Origin of the sequence: Kribbella rubisoli, assembly GCF_004217145.1 — a bacterium.
Lineage (GTDB): Bacteria > Actinomycetota > Actinomycetes > Propionibacteriales > Kribbellaceae > Kribbella > Kribbella rubisoli.
In genome coordinates this window covers 282,695-300,163 of record NZ_SHKR01000012.1, presented here as the reverse complement: position 1 = coordinate 300,163, position 17,469 = coordinate 282,695, and the positions used below count along the sequence as shown (strand labels likewise).

Genomic DNA, 17,469 nt, shown 5'->3' with positions numbered 1-17,469 from the left:
CCGCCCCCATCCTGTGGAAACCAGCGACTGCCTCAGCCTTTACGCAACTCTGCCGCCCCGTCACGCACCGTGGCGCCCTTCCCCCGTGCCACTTCCGCCAGCGATTCCTGGAACGCCAGCATCTTGTCCCGCAACTTCTCGTCCGCCGCGGCCAGGATCCGAACCGCGAGCAGCCCCGCATTGCGAGCGTTCCCGATTGACACCGTTGCAACCGGGACTCCGGCCGGCATCTGCACGATCGACAGCAGAGAGTCCATTCCGTCGAGGTATTTCAGCGGAACCGGTACGCCGATGACCGGCAACGGTGTCACCGACGCGAGCATGCCGGGCAGGTGCGCGGCGCCGCCCGCACCTGCGATCAGCACCTTGAGCCCTCGCTCGTGGGCTGACCGTCCGTAGTCGATCATCTCGGTCGGCATCCGGTGCGCGGACACGACGTCTGCCTCAAAGGGCACGTCGAACTCCACGCACACCTCGGCCGCCGCTTTCATCGTCGGCCAGTCGCTGTCCGACCCCATCACAATGCCGATCACTGTCTGTCCTATTCGTCGATGGTGCCGGTCAGGTACGCAGCGGCATGCCGCGCGCGCTCACGTGTCTCCTCGAGGTCGTCGCCGTACGCCGTGACGTGGCCGATCTTGCGGCCCGGCTTCACCGACTTCCCGTAGAAGTGGACCTTCAGCCCCGGGTCGCGGGCCATGCAGTGCAGCAGCCCGCGGTGCATGTCCTCGACGTCGCCGCCGAGCACGTTGACCATCACGGTGTACGGCGCTCGCGCGGCCGGCGAGCCGAGCGGCAGGTCGAGTACTGCGCGTAGGTGGTTCTCAAACTGCGACGTGACCGCGCCGTCGATCGACCAGTGCCCGGTGTTGTGCGGGCGCATCGCCAGCTCGTTGACCAGCAGCCGCCCGTCGCGCGCCTCGAACATCTCCACCGCGAGCACACCGACGACGCCGAGCTCACCGGCGATCCGCAGCGCGGTCTGCTGGGCCTGTGCGGCCCTCTCCGGCGCCAGGCCGGGCGCGGGTGCGGTGACCTCGACGCAGATGCCGTCCTTCTGCACCGACTCGACGATCGGGTACGCGACGGCTTGCCCGTGCGGCGAGCGCGCCACGATCGCGGACAGCTCCCGGACGAAGTCCACCTTCTCCTCGGCCAGGATCGGTACGCCGCTGGCGAAGGCGGTGGCGACGTCCTCGTCGTCCGGCCCGTCGACGAACCAGACGCCCTTGCCGTCGTACCCGCCGCGGGTGGTCTTGAGGATGATCGGGAACCCGCCGACCCGCTTGGCGAAGTCCTCGACCTCAGCCGGCGTCTGCACGACCTGATGGGCCGGCGCGGGGGCATCGAAAGTGTCGAGCCGGGCGCGCATCACGGCCTTGTCCTGGGCGTGCACGAGCGCATCCGGCCCCGGGTGGACCTTCAGGCCGTCCGCCTCGAGTGTGTGCAGGATCTCGGTCGGCACGTGCTCGTGGTCGAACGTGACCACGTCACACTCCGCGGCGAAGCGCCGTACCGTCTCGAGGTCCTTGTAGTCGCCGACCGGCGCGTCAGCGACCGCCTGCGCGGCCGACACGGTGGGGCCTTCGGCGAGCACGCGGAGCTGGATGCCGAGCGCGACGGCGGTTTCCTGCGTCATCCGGGCCAATTGGCCGCCGCCGACCATGCCGACGACCGGCGTGCCGACAGGGAGGTCTTCTCGATCGAACTTCACAACCGGAGCCTAATGTCCATACAACAGGAGTCCGTCGGCGGCCATCGCGCCACACCCGGGTTACTCTGCCGATTTCGGGGTCGGACCGGTCGCCGGGTACCGTGGGAGGCTGACCCTCCCGTCAGCATGTGATCACAGAAGGTTCCGAAGACCGTTGAAGCTCGTCACCACGCTGTACCGCCAGTTCCAGCACCTGGTGCACGAAGTGGCCAAGTTCGGTCTGGTCGGTCTGCTCGGTCTGGTCGTCGACCTGCCGATCTACAACTGGCTCGTGTTCGCCAACCCGCTGGTGCTCGCCGACTCCGGCGAGGGCATGCTGCACCACAAGCCGCTGACCGCGAAGCTGATCTCGACCACGGTCGCCACCGTCGTGACGTACTTCGGGAACCGCTACTGGACGTGGCGGCACCGCGAGCGCAGCGGTCTGCACCGTGAGTACGTGCTGTTCTTCGTGCTGAACGGGATCGGTCTGCTGATCGCGGCCGGCTGTCTGGCCTTCTCGCGCTACGTGCTGGACCTGCACACCTGGCTGTCCGACAACATCGCCGCGAACTTCATCGGCCTCGGGCTCGGCACCCTGTTCCGCTTCTGGTCGTACCGGAAGTTCGTGTTCAAGGAAGAGATCGAGCTCGACGAGGCCGAGCACACCCCGGCACCGGACTCCCCGGCCGCACTCGACGATTCGACCGGAGATCTGCCGGCTGTCCGCTGAGCCGGCGCGTCGATGACTTCCTCTCCACCGTCCCGGCCGAAGCGGTCGCTGCAGCCGGCTGTCGTCGTCAGCATCGTTCTGGCCGTGTTGCTGGTGGGCGCCATCGGCGCGGGGATCGCGGCCGTCGCGATCGTGCGGTCCGACGCGAACACGCAGCTGAAACGCGCCGACGACCTGCAGCGCAAGGTCGACGCGGCCGGGCCCAGCGAGCAAGTACGCACGGAGGTCCTGGCGGCCGCGCGGGCAGATGTCGGCGTCCTCTTCAGCTATGACTACCGCAATCTCGACGACTACGCGTCGGCGACGCAGAAGGTCACGACGGAGAAGTTCGGCGCCGAGTTCGCGAAGACCGTGGCCGCGATCCGTCCGCAACAGCTCACCCAGCAAGCCGTCGCCAAGGCCGAGGTCACGGACGCCGCGGTCAAGGACGCCACCGCCACCACGGCCCACGTCCTCCTGTTCGTCGACACCACGACGACGACCAAGGGCGCGTCGACACCGAGTATCCAGCGCACCCGCGTGCAACTCACCCTGCAGTCAGTGTCCGGCCACTGGCTGGTGGACGACGTCGAAGCAGTCTGAAGCCGTCACTCCCCAAAGGGTGGTTTGAAGGTCGCGTTGCCGTCGGTGAAGTGGAAGTAGACCGGGTCGGTGAAGGTGGCGGGCGCCTTGCCCAGGGACTGGATGACGGTGGTCGCGCCGGTGGCGTGGCCGACGACGTACATGTAGGCGGCATGGGTGTCCCGGTCGATGCCGAGCAGGACCGAGCCGTACTGGCCGCACTGCTGCGCGATCAACGTCTCGAAACCCTGCCAGGTCGAACTGCGGACCTGCTTGACGATCGGCTTCATCGGCGCGCCGGCCGGGATGTGGATCGTGTACAGCGCACCCCCGCGGGTGTTCGCGAGGAAGGTGTCGTAGGTCTTGGTCGAACTGATCAGCGTCATCGACTTCACCGCGGCGAATCCAGGTGCGGACACCTTGTTCCGCCAGACACCGCTCTTGTCGACGGTCCACCGGAACAGCGTGCCGTCGTTGCGGAGTCCGTACGTGTTGTACCGGAGCGTCCCGTCGTAGTACGTCGCCTCGTCGAGAGCGACGAAGGTCCCCCAGCCGCCGCCGATCCGCTTGATCCCGCCGTCGATGACGCCGTCCTCACCGGTCGAGTACTGCGCGAAGTACAGCGCATCCCCCAGGACGCTGTAGCCCGAGACGAACGCGATGCTGATCCCGTCGTCGCCCCGCGAGATCGACGAGCTGATCCGGACCGCTCCATCGGGATACACGGCCTTCCCCAGGATGCGGCTGGCCGGCGCCGTCGGCGGCGTACCCGCGAAGACACCCTGTTCCCGGTGGTCGCCACCGGCCGTCACCGACCCCACCGCCACCGGGCATCCCCCTACCGCTGCCGGCGTTGCTGCCGCCGATCCAGGGATCAGTCCTGCTGTCAGCAGCAGGACTGCCGCCGTCGTTCCGAGCATCTTGCTCATGTGCACCACCCCTTAGCTCAGTAGATGCTCTCGCATGGTGATTGGTTATGTCGGCGTCGCGTGTGAGGATGCGAGCGTGAGCGACTTCGAGGTGCGTGCGGCCGAGGCCGGGGAGTTCGACGCGGTCCGGGCGGTGTTCAGCGCGGCGATGATGTTCGAGGTGGAGCCGAACGATCTCGCGCAGCAGCTGTTCGAGCCGGAGCGGACGCTGGTGGCGGTCGACGGCGGGGAGTTCATCGGGACCACGCTCGCATTGACACGGACCTTGTCCGTCCCGGGCGCCGTGGTGCCCGCGGCGCATGTGACCGGGGTCGGTGTGCGGGCGACGCATCGGCGGCGCGGGGTGCTGTCCCAGTTGATGGGGCGGCAGCTGCGCGAGGTGCCGGAGGCGATCGCCGTGCTGTGGGCCAGCGAGCCGGCGATCTACGGCCGGTTCGGGTACGGCGCGGCCGCCTGGGGTACGGCGTACGAGGTCGATCTGCACCGGGTCGGTCCGCCGGCCGGACCGATCCGTCCGGGCGAGCTCGGTGAGCTGACCGCGGACGACGCGGTCAAGGAACTGCCGCCGATCCTGGACAGGCTGCAACAGGTCCGGCCCGGGGTGTCCGACCGGTCGGAGCTGCGCTGGCGGAAGCACCTGGAGGACAAGCCGGACAATCGCGGCGGGCGGACCGCTCTCCGGATCGTGGTGCACCGCGACGAGACCGGCAGCGTGGACGGGTATGCGATCTGGCGCGGCAAGATGGTCTGGAATCCGACCGGCCCGGCGTACGAGGTGCACGTCGAGGAGCTGGTCGCCCCGGAGCCCACGGCGTACCGGGTGCTCTGGCAGCACCTGTTGACGATGGACCTGAGCGCCACCCTCGGCTACGGGTACGGCGCCGTCGACGAGCCGCTCCTGCAACTCGTCCAGACCCCGACCGCCCTCGACCGCCGCGTCAGCGAATCCCTCTGGATCCGCATCACCGACGTACGGCGAGCCCTGCAAGGACGCCGGTACACCGTGCCGATCGACGTCGTACTGGACGTCACGGACGACCTGATCGAGTCCAACACCGGCCGCTTCCGCCTGACCGCGTCCGGGTCCTCCGTGTCCTGCGAACGCACCGACGACCCAGCCGACCTGACCCTCTCGATCACCGAACTAGGCGCCATCTACCTAGGCGGCCGCCCCCTGGCCGAGTTCGCCACCACCGGCCGCGTCACCGAACACACCCCCGGAACCCTCACCCAAACCACCGCAGCCTTCCACTGGCCCCTCGCCCCCGTCAGCGTCGAGGTGTTCTAGCGGTCGTCGTCGGAGCTGAAGAGGGTTTCGCCGTCGTCGGTCCGTGACGGTTGCTGTTGTGGCTGTTGTTGTGGGCGGCGGCGCATGTGTTCGGGTGGGTCTTCGTTTTCGAGGATGCCGTCGCCGGGTTTGCCTTCCGGGCCGCCGAAGAGGAGGTCGGACATCTGCAGGTGGACGTGCTCGACGTGCGGTACGTCGGGAAGGACCACCTGGCCGCGCTCACCGGCGGACTCGATGTGGAGCGTGCCGCAGCCGAGGATGCGGTCGATCAGGCCGTGTTCGTAGGACACGTCGTTGACCCGCATCAGCGGGATGTCCCGCCCGGTGCGGGTGAGGATGCCGTGCCGGGTGATCAGCCGCCGGTTCGTGATCGTGTACGTCGAGAAGAACCAGTTCAGGAACGGCTTCAGCGCGAACGCCGCCAGGATCACCACGCCGACGGCGAGGATCCCGATCCGGGCCGGGGTCTGCAACGACCCGGTCGGCACGATCGCGGCCAGGAAACCACCCGCGCCCGCCACCACGAGCAGCAGAAGCACCGGCCCGATCAGCGCCTTCCAGTGCGTCCGGGTGCTGACGACGACGTACTCGTCCTCACCCAACAACTTCGCCGAGATCGCCATACCCCCAGTCTCACAGCTACCGGGTCCGAATGTCCCCTGTCGACACGAACGGGGGCAGCGGGTGGGTACCGAAAGGGCGACAAACTGGTTTAACACTTCACAAAATGCATACAGTGAGCCAAGATGCGCGAGGGGTTATCAACTGGGGGACGAGAGGGAGCCGTGATGGCAGTCTTGTCGATACTCGATCGGGAGCACACGATCGCGCCGCCCGGGTACAGCCGCTGGCTGATCCCGCCGGCCGCGCTGGCCGTTCACCTGTGCATCGGGCAGGCGTACGCGACCAGCGTCTACAAGACCTCGATGGTGAAGCACTTCGACAGCAGTCAGACCGCGGTCGGCGTGGTGTTCAGCATCGCGATCGTGATGCTCGGCCTGTCCGCCGCGGTCGGCGGCACCTGGGTCGAACGCAACGGCCCACGGAAAGCGATGTTCGTCGCCGCTTGTTTCTGGGCCACGGGCTTCCTCGTCGGCGCCCTCGGCATCGGCACCGGCCAGCTCTGGCTGGTCTACCTGGGATACGGCGTGATCGGCGGTATCGGTCTCGGGATCGGCTACATCTCGCCGGTGTCAACGCTGATCAAATGGTTCCCGGACCGCCCGGGTCTCGCGACCGGCCTGGCGATCATGGGCTTCGGCGGCGGCGCGCTCGTCGCGAGCCCGCTGTCGCGCCAACTGCTCGGCCTGTACGACTCCAACTACGACCCGAATGTCAGTACGTCGGTTGCCGGCGGCGGCGCGCTGGTCGGGCTGTTCGTCACGCTGGGAATCGGCTACTTCATCATCATGATGTTCGGCGTCTTCAACATCCGCGTCCCCGCCGAGGGCTGGACGCCGGACGGATTCGACCCGAAGGCCGTGCAGCAGAAGCCGCTCGTCACCACCGCGAACGTGTCGGCGGCGAACGCGATCAAGACGCCGCAGTTCTGGTTCCTCTGGGTCGTACTGTTCTGCAACGTGACCGCGGGGATCGGCATCCTCGAGCAGGCCAGCCCGATGATCCAGGACTTCTTCCGCGGTGATGGCGGCAAGTCGAGCGTCGCGGTCGCGGCTGCGGCCGGGTTCGTCGGGCTGCTGTCGATCTTCAACATGGCCGGCCGGTTCGGCTGGTCGACGACGTCGGACCTGATCGGCCGCAAGCCGATCTACGCGATGTACCTCGGCGTCGGGATCATCGCCTACGCCCTGCTCGCGACCGTCGGCCACACCAGCACGGTGGTCTTCGTCCTGCTCGCCGCGGTCATCATCTCGTTCTACGGCGGCGGGTTCGCGACGGTTCCGGCGTACCTGCGGGACCTGTTCGGCACCTACCAGGTCGGCGCCATCCACGGGCGGCTGCTGACGGCATGGTCGGCGGCGGGCATCGCCGGACCGCTCATCATCAACGGTTTCCTCGACCACGAAGGCAAACCGGGCACGCTGACCGCCTCGGCGTACCGGCCGGCGCTGTTCACGATGGTCGGCGTACTGGCGGTCGGATTCGTCGCCAACCTCATGATCCGATCGGTGTCCGAGCGGTTCCACGAGAAGTCCGAGTCGACGGTGGAGGCAACCCGATGAACCAGACCCCACGCCTGGTGATCTCCTGGCTCCTGGTCGCCGTCCTCCTCGGATACGGCGTGATCGAGACGCTGATCACCGCCGCAAAAATCTTTACCGAGTAAAGCGAAAACGATCAAGTACGACGACCCGGGCGGCGGCACGATGGTGGCATGACCACCGACGTGCTCGCCGCCTTCGTCGACGTACTGGCCGACGCGCTCGACGAGCACGCGGTCAACGGCGCCGACCTGGCCGCCCGGCTCCGGCTCTCGCGGTCGCATCTCGATCGGATGGTCGCGGCCGCGGCTGGCGAGCGCCCGGGTGCGCTGCGGCGGCGGATCCTGCTCGAGCGGTCGGCGTACCGGCTGCTGACCGGGCCGGGGCACATCCTCGACGTTGCGGTCGAGGCCGGGTACGGATCGCACGAGGCGTTCACGCGTGCCTTCGGCCGGGCGTACGGCGTACCGCCCGCGGAATGGCGTGGTCGGCCGGACCGGATCCGGCTGGACACGCCGAGCGGCATCCATTTCCACCCGCCGAACGGTCTGCGGGTGGCGGCCAGGGACGAGGTGAGTTCGATGGATCTGGTGCGGACGATGGTTGATCACCATGTCTGGCTGCTCGGTGAGATGGTCGGGCAGGCGGCGACACTGACCGACGAGCAACTCGACCGGCCGATCGAGATCTCGGTCGAAGGAATCGACGACCACCCAACGCTGCGCTCACTGTTGTCCCGGCTGGTCGGTCAGCTCGGGATGTGGCATGCGAACCTGACCGGCCAGGAATACGACTTCTCTGTAGAACAAGGGGAAAGCGTCCAGAGCATGCGCCGCCGCCTGTCCGACGTGGGTACGGCGTTCGCGGCCGAGGTCGGCGAGCTGTGCAGCGCGAACCGGCTCGACGAGTTGATCGTCTGTCCGGGCGAGAACGCCGAGGTCTACACGGCCGGCGGGATGATCGCGCATGTGCTGACGTTCGCGTCGTACCGCCGTACGCTCGTCGCCGGCGCTCTGCACGATGCGGGCTGCGACGACCTGGACAGCGGCGATCCGATTCGTTGGATCAGCCAATGACTGCGCGAGTGGTGGCGGTCAATGTCGTGCATGAGGTGATCCGCGGGCCGACTCGATGGACGGCGATCGACAAGCGGCCGGTACGCGGGGCGGCGGTCGAGGTCGGCGAGCTCGGGCTGGTCGGTGATCGGCAGTGCGACACGCGGTACCACGGCGGGCCTGACAAGGCGCTCTACGCGTACGCCGAGGAGGACGCGGCCTGGTGGTCCGCCGAGCTGGATCGCGACATACCGCCGGGGCTGTTCGGCGAGAACCTGACGACGTCCGGGCTCGACATCACGAGTGCGGTGATCGGCGAGAGGTGGCGGATCGGCGGGTCGAAGAACGGGATCCTGGTCGAGGTACGGTCGCCGCGTACGCCGTGCGGGAACCTGTCGGGGCGGATGGGGATCCACCGGTTCCACCACCGGTTCGCGAAGACCGGTCGGGTAGGCGCCTATTTGAAGGTGCTTGAGACCGGCTCCGTGGGTGAAGGCAACCGCATCACGGTGGTCCACAAACCCGACCACGGACCGACTATCGGCCAGCTGTCCTCAGGTGGGTGACATCGCCTGCTGCCAAGGGTCTTGGGCCATCAGCGGTGTCGACGATCAGGCGACCATCGTCAGCCAGGTCGCGTGCAGTACCTTCCAGGAACGTGCCGTCCGGCAGCTCCACCCGGACAGCGCGCCCCAGCGTCGCGGACAGTTCGCGGTACTCCGGAAGCACCACATCTGGGTCACCGTTCGAGGAGACCCATGACTGGTAACGAGACGCGAGTTCACGCAGTACGGCCGACATGACCGTGGCTCGGTCGGTCGTTGCCGCCTTCTCCAACTCCAGCGACGTCGCGGCCTCATGAGGCTTCTCCGACTCGCGGAGCGTCACGTTGAGGCCGATGCCGACCACGGCGGCCGGTCCCTCGATGCGCTCGAGCAGGATGCCTGCCAGCTTCCGGTCCTCGACCAGTACGTCGTTCGGCCACTTCACCTGCGCCGGGACCTCAGCAACCGAACGGACTGCAGCCGCAACAGCGAGCGGGACCAGCAGACCGAGCCACGGCCAGCGTGCCGCCTCCACCGTCACCGGGCGCAGCAAAACAGACATGAGCAAGGCTGAGCGCGGTGGTGTGGTCCACGTCCGCCCCAGCCGCCCGCGACCGGACGACTGGTACTCCGCTGCAACAACCAGCCCCTCGGCCTGGCCACCAGCGGCCGCGGCGGCCACGACCGCGTTGGTCGACGGAGTCTCCGCGAGTACGTCGATCTGCGTCCACAGCGCGCCGGGACGCACCAAGCGGCCCCGCAGGAACTTCTCGTCCAGCGGAGGCCGCTCCAGGTCGCTGAATCTCATCCGGTGTTCTGCAGACCGGCGGCAACGCCAGAGACGGTCAACAACAGCAGGCGTCGAGTGCGGACGATCTGGTCCTCATCCAGCGAGTCGTCGGTGCGCAGGGTCCGCAGTGCCCGCAGCTGCAGGTAGCTGAGCGCGTCGACGTACGGGTTGCGCAGCTCGACCGCACGGCCGAGCACACGGCGCCCCTGAAGCAGTCGCTCCTCGCCGAGCACCTTGAGCACCCATTCGGTCGTCAGCGCGTGCTCGTCGAGCATGAGCTGCGTCAGCTCCGGCCGGTCGCCCAGCTCCAGGTAGCGGCCAAGGATGCGCCGGTCCGTCTTCGCCAGCGACATCTCCGCGTTCTCCAGCATCACCTGGAACAGCGGCCAGTTCTGGTTAGCCTCCTGCAGCAGGGTGACGTCCCCGACGGCAGACAGCGCCGTACCGAGGCCGTACCAGCCAGGTGCGTTCACGCGAGCCTGCGACCAGGCGAACACCCACGGGATCGCCCGCAGGTCCTCCAGCGACGACACCGCCACACCACGCCGTGCCGGCCGCGACCCGAGCGGCAGCTGGCCGAGCTCCTCCAGCGGAGTCACCCTGCCGAACCACTCAGCGAAACCATCCGCCTTCACCAGCTGGTGGTACGCCGTACGCGCGGCCTCGTCGAGCGTCTTCTCCATCACCGCGAACCGCTCCGCCGCCGCGGTGGCCCGCTCCTCGATCGCCGGAGTGGATGCCAGCAGCGTCGCCGCGGTCACCTGCTCGATGTGCCGCTGCGCGATCGGTGCGTTCCCGTACCGCGCCGGGATCGCCTCGCCCTGCTCGGTCAGCTTGAACCTGCCGCCGACCGACCCGGGAGCCTGCGCGAGTACTGCGCGGTTCGCCGGACCACCGCCACGACCCAGCGCACCACCACGACCGTGGAACAGCGTCAGCCGGATCGCGTTACGCTGCGCCCACGCCGTGATCCGCGCCTGCGCGTCGTACAGCGCCAGCGTCGCCGACACCGGTCCGACGTCCTTGGCGGAGTCGGAGTACCCGAGCATGACCTCGAAGCGCCGGTCGTTCGCGGTGAGGCGGTGCCGCACCCGGGTGAGCTGGATCGCGTTGTCCAGCACCTCCACCGAGTTCTGCAGGTCCTCACCGGTCTCGAACAGCGGTACGACGTCCAGCTCGATCGGGCGCCCGTCCAGCGCGGCGTCAGCCAGCTCGTAGACGGCTGCCAGGTCGCCGGCGTTGCGGGTGAACGACACGACGTACCGACGGCAGGCCTCGGGCCCGAAGCGCTGCTGGATCTGACCGATGACCCGGAGTGTGGCCAGCACTTCTTCCGTCTGGTCGGAGAGCTCGCCGCCGCCCAGCACCTCTTCCAGCGCCTTGGCGTGTACTGCGGAGTGCTGGCGGATCTCCAGCTCTGCCAGGTGGAAGCCGAACGAGTTCACCTGCCAGATGAGCTGCTGCAGCTGGCCGTACGCCTGGCGTGGTGCGCCGGCTGTGACGAGTGAGTCCTGCAGGACCTTGAGCTCGTGGAGGAAGTCAGCGGCCCGCGGGTAGCCGAAGTCGGCGTCACGGGATCGCGTGGCGGCTAGGCGGCGCGCTGCGAGCAGCAGGAGCTGCCGGTGCGGCTCGGCCGGCGACCGGGTCTCGATGTCAGCGATCAGCTCCGGGTTGACCGCCCGGGCGTCCTCCAGGATGCGGCGGACCGGTGCGGACGGCGGAGTGGTCGCGGCGTCCAGCGTGAGCGCGCGGCCGAGCTCCTCGGTGGCCTGCTCGAGCGCCCGGAGCACGTGGTCGGCCTGGATCTGCATGGCCTCCCGGGTGATCGCTGCGGTGACGTTCGGGTTGCCGTCCCGGTCGCCGCCGATCCAGGAACCCAGGTGCACGAACGGCGCGACTACCGGTGTACGGGTGCCGGCTGCGTCACCGGCCAGCGCGTCGTCGAGGCGGCGGTACACGTTGCCTACGACATCGAACAGGGTCTCTTCGAACACGGCCATCGCGGACCGGACCTCGTCCAGCGGGGTGGGCCGGCTGGTGCGGAGTTGCGCCGTACGCCAGAGCACGTCGACCTGCTCGACGAGGCGGCGACGGTTCTCCGCGAGGTCGCTGTCGCCGGCGCGCGGGTCGTGGCGCTCGTCCAGGAGCGCGGAGATGCGCCGGATCGTGGCCAGTACGGCGCGGCGCCGGGCCTCGGTCGGGTGCGCGGTCAGGACCGGGCGGAACTCCAGCCCGTTCAGCAGGGCACGGGCCTGCTGCTCGCCGCTGTCGCGGGCGATCTGCTCGACGGCCTGGGCCAGCTCGGACACCACGGCCTCGCTGCCGGCGCGGTCGCGCTCCCGCAGTACCCGGGCGCGGTGCAGCTCTTCGCTCAGGTTGGTCAGGTGGAAGTAGCAGGTGAAGGCCCGCGCCACATCCTCGGCCCGCTCGTGCGGCCATGACGCGACCAACTGCTCGGCCGCGGCGCCGTCACCGGCAATGGTCAGCTCGCGCAGTTTCTCGACGTCGTCGAGCAGCGGCTGCCCGGCGTACTCGACCAGAACCTTGCCGAGGATCTCGCCGAGCAGGCGGACGTCGGCCCTGAGTTCTTCGGGCACCTCGAACCGCGCGCGGGTACGGGTCTCACTACCGGTCTCGCTCACGTTCGCCCACCCTATCGGCGGACGCCCGTCGACGCCGCACAGTCCAACCACTGGAAGCCGATCGTGACCGCGCGTTCAGCTACTTCACAGTATGTCGCGCTCAGACGTTGCCGAAGCCGCCTGCGACGACCTGGGAGACGGTCTTCGCCAGCTCGGCCGGGGTGCGGTCGGTGCCGTCGACGACGAGCATCCGGGCGCAGGACTCGGTCATCGAGGCGAGCAGCTCGGCGAGGACCGGGAGGTTCGCGTCGGGGTCCGCGACGCCGGGGAGCGACTGGAGCAGGGTCAGACGCAGGCTCTCGACCAGGAACGCGCGGGCGGCGCGGACCCGCTCGGCGACGACGGGCGCAGCGCCGTACTGCGCGCCGAAGACGATGCGCCACGACTGCGGCTGCTTGGACACCGCGGTCAGGAACGCGGTCAGGCCCTCGAGGACATGCTCCTCCGGGGTGCCGACGCTCGGGTCCGCGGGCAGCGCGGAGACGATCGAGACGACCAGGTGCTGCTCCTCGCGGCCGAGCAGGGCCAGGAGCAGCTCGTCGCGGTTCGCGAACGAGTCGTAGACGACGGGCTTGGTGACGCCGGCCGCGTCCGCGACGGACTGCATCGTCGTACCGGCGAAGCCGTTCGCCGAGAAGACCTCGAGCGCGGCATCCAGGATCAGCGGGCGACGGCGCTCCGGACCGAGATGACGAGCCCGCCGACGTCGTTCAGGGTCCTCGACCACTTGACAAACCTACCGCATCGTAGGAAATTCCTACAGTCCGGTAGGAAAGCCGCGGGGGTGGTCGATGACCGAACGAGGCAGTGCCGGTTGGCTGGAGTCCGAGGGCATCACGACCTTGGACGCGAGCGAGCTGGCCCGATTGGTCGACCGGACGTCGGAGCGGGAGCTTCGGCATCGTCTCATCGGGGGAGTGCGAGAGGTCGCGTTGCGCGAGATCTTTCGCCGGATGCCGGAGTACCTCCGACCCGCCCGGGCCGCCGGGTTCGACGCTGTGATCAGCTGGCAGATCACCGGCGCGGGCGGGGACGGTCACTCCGTCGACGAGTACTGGATCCACGTCCACGACAGCCGATGCACGGTGCTGTCGAGGCAACCTGCTCCCGCGGACATTTCCATCCGCACTGATCCCGCCACCCTGCTCCGGATCGTCACCGGCAACGAGGACCCGATCGTGGCAGTCCTCAAACAACGCCTCTCAGTCCGCGGCGACCTGGCCCAAGCCGCCCGCCTCACCAAACTCTTCGCCGTCGGCCCCACCTGACACCGTGCGGTCTCAGCGGTCGAGCGTCGGGCGTTTCTGGTCGGGGCCGGATGTCGTGCGGTTCGCGGTCGGGGCCGGGTCGCGGGGCTGGGCCTGGGGACGGGCCAGCGCCGGGTCGCCGGAGGCGAAGCGGGACGTCGTGTCTTGCTGTCGCGCGAGTGACTCGTTCCGGGCCATGCCGGGGTTCGCCGCGTAGGTCTCTGCCATCGACACGGCGACCTCGCCGACAACCTTGCCGTACTCCTGAGCTGCGTCGGCGTGCTTCCGGTTGTCGAGCACGCTCGGCAGCGCCGCGAACTGGAGGTCGGTCTCGTCGGTGATCCGGCCGACGGCGAACGGCCGCTCGACGTTCGGTACTCCGGCAGCCACCGCCAGCTCCTCCGCAGCCGCCCCGACCATCCGGACCGGGCCTTCGCCGGCCATCCGGCGCAGCGTCTCGCCCTCCTCCAGGCCGGCGGCTTCGTCGACGGCGGTCGCGAACGCACGGGCCGCCGGCGCCAGTCGCCTGTCCGGAGCCGGCGGCTGCGCCTGGCGTACCTGGGTCGCAAGCTCGTACGGCAACGACCGGTCGACGATGTCTCGCCCGTGATCCTCCGCGAAAGCCGTCCCGACGGCCTGCTCGATCGTGGCGAACCGCGATCCGACCGAGGCCGTCGCCGCCTCGTGCCGCGCGTCGTACTCCTCCGGAACGGCCCAACGCGCGAACGACGCCGCCACCACCTGGAACCCCTCCCGGGCAGCGGTCGCGTCGGCCCCGTCGAGCGGATGAGTGCGGCTGCTCTCGAGCAGCTTGCCGAGCGCCATCGCCTGGTCCTCGGTGAGGCGGAGGGTCGTGTCGGGGGCTTGGCCGCCGTCGGGTTCGATCTTGCCGTCCCACCGCGAGTTGGGTGCGTCGGTGAGCTCCGCCACGGCTCCCTGGACCTGTACGCACAGATCGTGGACCGATTCCGGTCGCTCCACGGCGGGCGGCCAGCCGACCTCGTCGAAGAACCGTGCAGGTGGGCGATCTCGTCGCGGGCGTCCTGGCTTGCCGTGGTGATCGCGGTGGAGCCGAACCCGGCCAGCTGCTGCCGATCCGCCAGTACGGCGCCGATCTCCGGGTCCGGGTCCTGCCGCTCGTGGTTCTCGAACTGGGCTTCGAGGTGATCGCCGATCGCCGTGATGAGCGCGTTCCGCTCCGGCGCCGGAAGCGCCGCGAAGTCAGAGCGCGACCGGATCAGCATCCGCGCCGCAGTCGTGGCGTGGGCGCCGCGGCCGGAGGCAACGATCTCGCCCAGCACAGCCTGCTCCGTACCTCCCGTGCGGGCGCAGATCGCCACGACCGCCGCGTGCGCAGCCAGCAGGTCCCCGTCGACGGCCGGAGGCGGGAATATGCCGAGATCGTCCGTCCGCCCGTCCGGCCGGAGGCCGGCGACCAAACGCGGTGTCTCGTACTGCGCGTGCAGCCGGCTGTTGGCCGCCTCGAACCGGGACCGGCCGTACGGATAGAGCGACTCCTCGACCGGCTCCCGCGGTTCCAGTACGCCGGTGCAGCTCGCGACCGTCTCGATCAGGGCCTCACGGATCCCGGCCCGCGGATCGGCCTCCCCAGCCCGCGGCGCGAGCCGGGCCGGAATGTCGAGGTTGTCCACCAGCAGGCGCAGGCGCCGCTGATCGGACCGTGTCACCCGCCTGGTGATCTGGTCGCCGACAGCCAGCGACCGGCTCCCGGTGTCCGCCTCGACGAGCTCGTTGATTCTCCGGATCAGTGCACTGACTCGCGCGTCCGCCACGACGGAAACCTACCGGGGCCGCAGGTTCAGCGACGCGTTGCGGCGGACGTCACAGGCGGTAGGGCGTACTGGCGCGTAGGCTGCGCGTTCATGGGAGAGACGGTGAACATCCACACCACGGCCGGGAAGCTCGCGGACCTCGAGCACCGGCTGGACGAGGCCGTGCATGCCGGGTCCGAGCGCGCCGTGGAGAAGCAGCACGCGCGCGGTAAGAAGACCGCCCGCGAGCGGATCGAGCTGCTGCTCGACGAGGGCTCGTTCTCCGAGCTGGACGAATTCGCCCGGCACCGCTCGACCAGCTTCGGCCTGGACGGCAACCGCCCGTACGGCGACGGCGTGGTGACCGGGTTCGGCACCATCGACGGCCGTCAGGTGTGCGTGTTCGCGCAGGACTTCACCGTCTTCGGCGGCAGCCTGGGCGAGGTCTTCGGCGAGAAGATCGTCAAGGTGATGGACCTGGCGATGAAGATCGGCTGCCCGCTGATCGGCATCAACGACTCCGGCGGCGCCCGGATCCAGGAAGGCGTGGTCTCCCTCGGGCTGTACGGCGAGATCTTCCGCCGCAACGTCCGTGCGTCCGGCGTGATCCCGCAGATCTCTCTCATCATGGGCCCGTGTGCCGGCGGCGCGGTCTACTCCCCCGCGGTCACCGACTTCACGGTCATGGTCGACGAGTCGTCGTACATGTTCATCACCGGTCCGGACGTGATCAAGACCGTCACCGGCGAGGACGTCACCCAGGAGGAGCTCGGCGGCGCGCGGACGCACAACACCAAGTCCGGCAACGCGCACTACCTCGGTAGCGACGAGGAGGACGCGATCGAGTGGGTGAAGGCGCTCGTCGGTCACCTCCCGCAGAACAACCTCGAGGACCCGCCGGTGTACGACGCACCCGCGGACCTCGAGCCCACCGAGACCGATCTCGCCCTGGACACGCTGGTCCCGGACTCACCGAACCAGCCGTATGACATGCACACCGCGATCGAGGCGGTCGTCGACGACGGCGAATTCCTCGAGGTGCACGCGCTGTTCGCGCCGAACATGATCGTCGGCTTCGGCCGGGTCGAGGGCCGCCCGGTCGGCGTGGTCGCGAACCAGCCGATGCAGTTCGCCGGCACGCTCGACATCGACGCGTCCGAGAAGGCGGCGCGCTTCGTCCGGACCTGCGACGCGTTCAACCTGCCGATCCTGACCTTCGTCGACGTACCCGGTTTCCTGCCCGGCACCGACCAGGAGTGGAACGGCATCATCCGCCGCGGCGCCAAGCTGATCTACGCGTACGCCGAGGCGACCGTCCCGATGATCACCGTCATCACCCGCAAGGCCTACGGCGGCGCGTACGACGTGATGGGTTCGAAGCATCTCGGCGCGGACATGAACATCGCCTGGCCGACCGCGCAGATCGCGGTGATGGGCGCCCAGGGCGCGGTCAACATCCTGTACCGCCGCGAACTGGCCGGCGCCGAGGACGCGGAGTCCCGCCGCCAGCAGCTGATCACGGAGTACGAGGACCACCTCGCGAACCCGTACATCGCGGCCGAACGCGGCTACATCGACTCGGTCATCAAGCCCAGCGAGACCCGCGCCGAAATCATCCGCGCCCTCCGTCTCCTCCGCACCAAGCGCGACACCCTCCCCCCGAAGAAGCACGGCAACATCCCCCTGTGACGAACCTTGCGTCCGAAGATCCGAGGGCTATCGCCCACACTTCTTCGGACGTAAGGAACACGAGGCAAGCGGCAAGAGAGGACTTTGTGATGAGTGAGACTTTGGTGCGGGTTGTCAAGGGCGATCCGACGCCGGAAGAGCTCGCCGCCCTGATCACCGTGCTGGCCGCCCGCTCCGCCGCTCCCGGGCCTGCACCGGACCCACAACGCGCCGGCAACTGGGCCACCTACTGGCGCAACGCCCGCACCCCGTTCCACCCTGGCCCCGGCCAGTGGCGCGCGTCGGCACACCCGTAGTCCGTCTGCAGCACGACAGGACGTATACGTCTACCTGGCGGTTCGCTCACGCGTACCGCAGCATCGG

Annotated in this window: 18 protein-coding genes; 10 read left to right on the top strand and 8 right to left on the bottom strand. The window is 68.8% G+C overall.

Annotated elements, in window-relative coordinates; genetic code table 11:
- Positions 1-32: 32 nt before the first annotated feature.
- The gene (purE, locus tag EV645_RS15600) at positions 33-518 is read right to left on the bottom strand and encodes a 5-(carboxyamino)imidazole ribonucleotide mutase (RefSeq protein ID WP_130445413.1); all 486 of its coding nucleotides are present in this window, start codon (positions 516-518) and stop codon (positions 33-35) included.
- Positions 519-541: 23 nt separating this feature from the next.
- Complete coding sequence (locus EV645_RS15595; RefSeq protein WP_130444337.1) at positions 542-1,714, bottom strand: 5-(carboxyamino)imidazole ribonucleotide synthase; 1,173 nt, start codon at positions 1,712-1,714, stop codon at positions 542-544.
- A gap of 154 nt (positions 1,715-1,868) precedes the next feature.
- On the opposite strand from EV645_RS15595, the gene EV645_RS15590 reads away from it, so the two are divergent.
- Both EV645_RS15590 and EV645_RS15585 read left to right on the top strand, forming a co-directional pair.
- A complete protein-coding gene (locus tag EV645_RS15590; RefSeq protein WP_130444336.1) occupies positions 1,869-2,426 on the top strand; it encodes a GtrA family protein in 558 nt (185 codons plus the stop codon).
- A 12-nt stretch (positions 2,427-2,438) separates the two neighbouring features.
- Complete coding sequence (locus EV645_RS15585) at positions 2,439-3,008, top strand: hypothetical protein (RefSeq protein ID WP_130444334.1); 570 nt, start codon at positions 2,439-2,441, stop codon at positions 3,006-3,008.
- Between the two features lie 5 nt (positions 3,009-3,013).
- On the opposite strand, the gene EV645_RS15580 is transcribed toward EV645_RS15585, so the two are convergent.
- Positions 3,014-3,916: a hypothetical protein gene (locus tag EV645_RS15580; RefSeq protein ID WP_242000439.1), complete on the bottom strand. Its 903-nt coding sequence runs from the start codon at positions 3,914-3,916 to the stop codon at positions 3,014-3,016.
- Between the two features lie 76 nt (positions 3,917-3,992).
- Between EV645_RS15580 and EV645_RS15575 the strand changes: the two genes are divergently transcribed.
- A complete protein-coding gene (locus EV645_RS15575) occupies positions 3,993-5,204 on the top strand; it encodes a GNAT family N-acetyltransferase (protein ID WP_130444332.1) in 1,212 nt (403 codons plus the stop codon).
- Here the strand turns inward: EV645_RS15575 and EV645_RS15570 are convergent.
- A complete protein-coding gene (locus EV645_RS15570; RefSeq protein ID WP_130444330.1) occupies positions 5,201-5,827 on the bottom strand; it encodes a PH domain-containing protein in 627 nt (208 codons plus the stop codon). The two genes, EV645_RS15575 and EV645_RS15570, sit on opposite strands and share 4 nt — an antisense overlap.
- 165 nt (positions 5,828-5,992) lie before the next feature.
- On the opposite strand from EV645_RS15570, the gene EV645_RS15565 reads away from it, so the two are divergent.
- Genes EV645_RS15565 through EV645_RS15555 form a run of 4 tightly spaced genes read left to right on the top strand, consistent with a single transcriptional unit; the run spans position 5,993 to position 8,987 of the window.
- Positions 5,993-7,387, top strand: coding sequence for an OFA family MFS transporter (locus tag EV645_RS15565; RefSeq protein ID WP_130444328.1), 1,395 nt, complete (start codon positions 5,993-5,995; stop codon positions 7,385-7,387).
- Positions 7,384-7,491, top strand: coding sequence for an MFS transporter small subunit (locus tag EV645_RS43360; protein ID WP_422386627.1), 108 nt, complete (start codon positions 7,384-7,386; stop codon positions 7,489-7,491). The genes EV645_RS15565 and EV645_RS43360 overlap by 4 nt, the downstream gene beginning before the upstream one ends.
- 48 nt (positions 7,492-7,539) lie before the next feature.
- Positions 7,540-8,442, top strand: coding sequence for a helix-turn-helix transcriptional regulator (locus tag EV645_RS15560; RefSeq protein ID WP_130444326.1), 903 nt, complete (start codon positions 7,540-7,542; stop codon positions 8,440-8,442).
- Positions 8,439-8,987 (top strand): MOSC domain-containing protein, encoded by a 549-nt coding sequence (locus EV645_RS15555; protein WP_130444324.1) that lies wholly within the window; start codon positions 8,439-8,441, stop codon positions 8,985-8,987. The genes EV645_RS15560 and EV645_RS15555 overlap by 4 nt, the downstream gene beginning before the upstream one ends.
- Here EV645_RS15555 and EV645_RS15550 read toward each other — a convergent pair.
- From EV645_RS15550 to EV645_RS15540, 3 genes are all read right to left on the bottom strand, one after another.
- Positions 8,959-9,774, bottom strand: a complete 816-nt coding sequence (locus EV645_RS15550) for a biotin--[acetyl-CoA-carboxylase] ligase (protein ID WP_130444322.1) — start codon at positions 9,772-9,774, stop codon at positions 8,959-8,961. The two genes, EV645_RS15555 and EV645_RS15550, sit on opposite strands and share 29 nt — an antisense overlap.
- On the bottom strand, positions 9,771-12,398 hold the full coding sequence (locus EV645_RS15545) for a phosphoenolpyruvate carboxylase (protein WP_130444320.1): 2,628 nt from the start codon (positions 12,396-12,398) through the stop codon (positions 9,771-9,773). The genes EV645_RS15550 and EV645_RS15545 overlap by 4 nt, the downstream gene beginning before the upstream one ends.
- Positions 12,399-12,498: 100 nt before the next feature.
- The gene (locus EV645_RS15540; RefSeq protein ID WP_130444318.1) at positions 12,499-13,125 is read right to left on the bottom strand and encodes a TetR/AcrR family transcriptional regulator; all 627 of its coding nucleotides are present in this window, start codon (positions 13,123-13,125) and stop codon (positions 12,499-12,501) included.
- Between the two features lie 64 nt (positions 13,126-13,189).
- On the opposite strand from EV645_RS15540, the gene EV645_RS15535 reads away from it, so the two are divergent.
- On the top strand, positions 13,190-13,666 hold the full coding sequence (locus EV645_RS15535; protein ID WP_130444316.1) for an SCP2 sterol-binding domain-containing protein: 477 nt from the start codon (positions 13,190-13,192) through the stop codon (positions 13,664-13,666).
- 12 nt (positions 13,667-13,678) lie between these two features.
- Here EV645_RS15535 and EV645_RS15530 read toward each other — a convergent pair whose 3' ends face one another.
- Positions 13,679-14,575, bottom strand: a complete 897-nt coding sequence (locus EV645_RS15530) for a hypothetical protein (protein WP_130444314.1) — start codon at positions 14,573-14,575, stop codon at positions 13,679-13,681.
- A gap of 953 nt (positions 14,576-15,528) precedes the next feature.
- Here EV645_RS15530 and EV645_RS15525 point away from each other — a divergent pair.
- Both EV645_RS15525 and EV645_RS15520 read left to right on the top strand, forming a co-directional pair.
- The gene (locus tag EV645_RS15525) at positions 15,529-17,106 is read left to right on the top strand and encodes an acyl-CoA carboxylase subunit beta (RefSeq protein WP_130445411.1); all 1,578 of its coding nucleotides are present in this window, start codon (positions 15,529-15,531) and stop codon (positions 17,104-17,106) included.
- A gap of 89 nt (positions 17,107-17,195) precedes the next feature.
- Positions 17,196-17,402: an acyl-CoA carboxylase subunit epsilon gene (locus EV645_RS15520; RefSeq protein ID WP_130444312.1), complete on the top strand. Its 207-nt coding sequence runs from the start codon at positions 17,196-17,198 to the stop codon at positions 17,400-17,402.
- Positions 17,403-17,469: the final 67 nt, after the last annotated feature.

Excerpts from the sequence above, each read along its gene's own strand:
- purE (WP_130445413.1), bottom strand. The coding sequence starts at position 518 with ATGGGGTCGGACAGCGACTGGCCGACGATGAAAGCGGCGGCCGAGGTG.
- EV645_RS15560 (WP_130444326.1), top strand. The coding sequence starts at position 7,540 with ATGACCACCGACGTGCTCGCCGCCTTCGTCGACGTACTGGCCGACGCG.
- EV645_RS15550 (WP_130444322.1), bottom strand. The coding sequence starts at position 9,774 with ATGAGATTCAGCGACCTGGAGCGGCCTCCGCTGGACGAGAAGTTCCTG.
- EV645_RS15525 (WP_130445411.1), top strand. The coding sequence starts at position 15,529 with ATGGGAGAGACGGTGAACATCCACACCACGGCCGGGAAGCTCGCGGAC.
- EV645_RS15520 (WP_130444312.1), top strand. The coding sequence starts at position 17,196 with ATGAGTGAGACTTTGGTGCGGGTTGTCAAGGGCGATCCGACGCCGGAA.
- EV645_RS43360 (WP_422386627.1), top strand. The coding sequence starts at position 7,384 with ATGAACCAGACCCCACGCCTGGTGATCTCCTGGCTCCTGGTCGCCGTC.
- EV645_RS15555 (WP_130444324.1), top strand. The coding sequence starts at position 8,439 with ATGACTGCGCGAGTGGTGGCGGTCAATGTCGTGCATGAGGTGATCCGC.
- EV645_RS15585 (WP_130444334.1), top strand. The coding sequence starts at position 2,439 with ATGACTTCCTCTCCACCGTCCCGGCCGAAGCGGTCGCTGCAGCCGGCT.
- EV645_RS15535 (WP_130444316.1), top strand. The coding sequence starts at position 13,190 with ATGACCGAACGAGGCAGTGCCGGTTGGCTGGAGTCCGAGGGCATCACG.
- EV645_RS15570 (WP_130444330.1), bottom strand. The coding sequence starts at position 5,827 with ATGGCGATCTCGGCGAAGTTGTTGGGTGAGGACGAGTACGTCGTCGTC.
- EV645_RS15565 (WP_130444328.1), top strand. The coding sequence starts at position 5,993 with ATGGCAGTCTTGTCGATACTCGATCGGGAGCACACGATCGCGCCGCCC.
- EV645_RS15580 (WP_242000439.1), bottom strand. The coding sequence starts at position 3,916 with ATGAGCAAGATGCTCGGAACGACGGCGGCAGTCCTGCTGCTGACAGCA.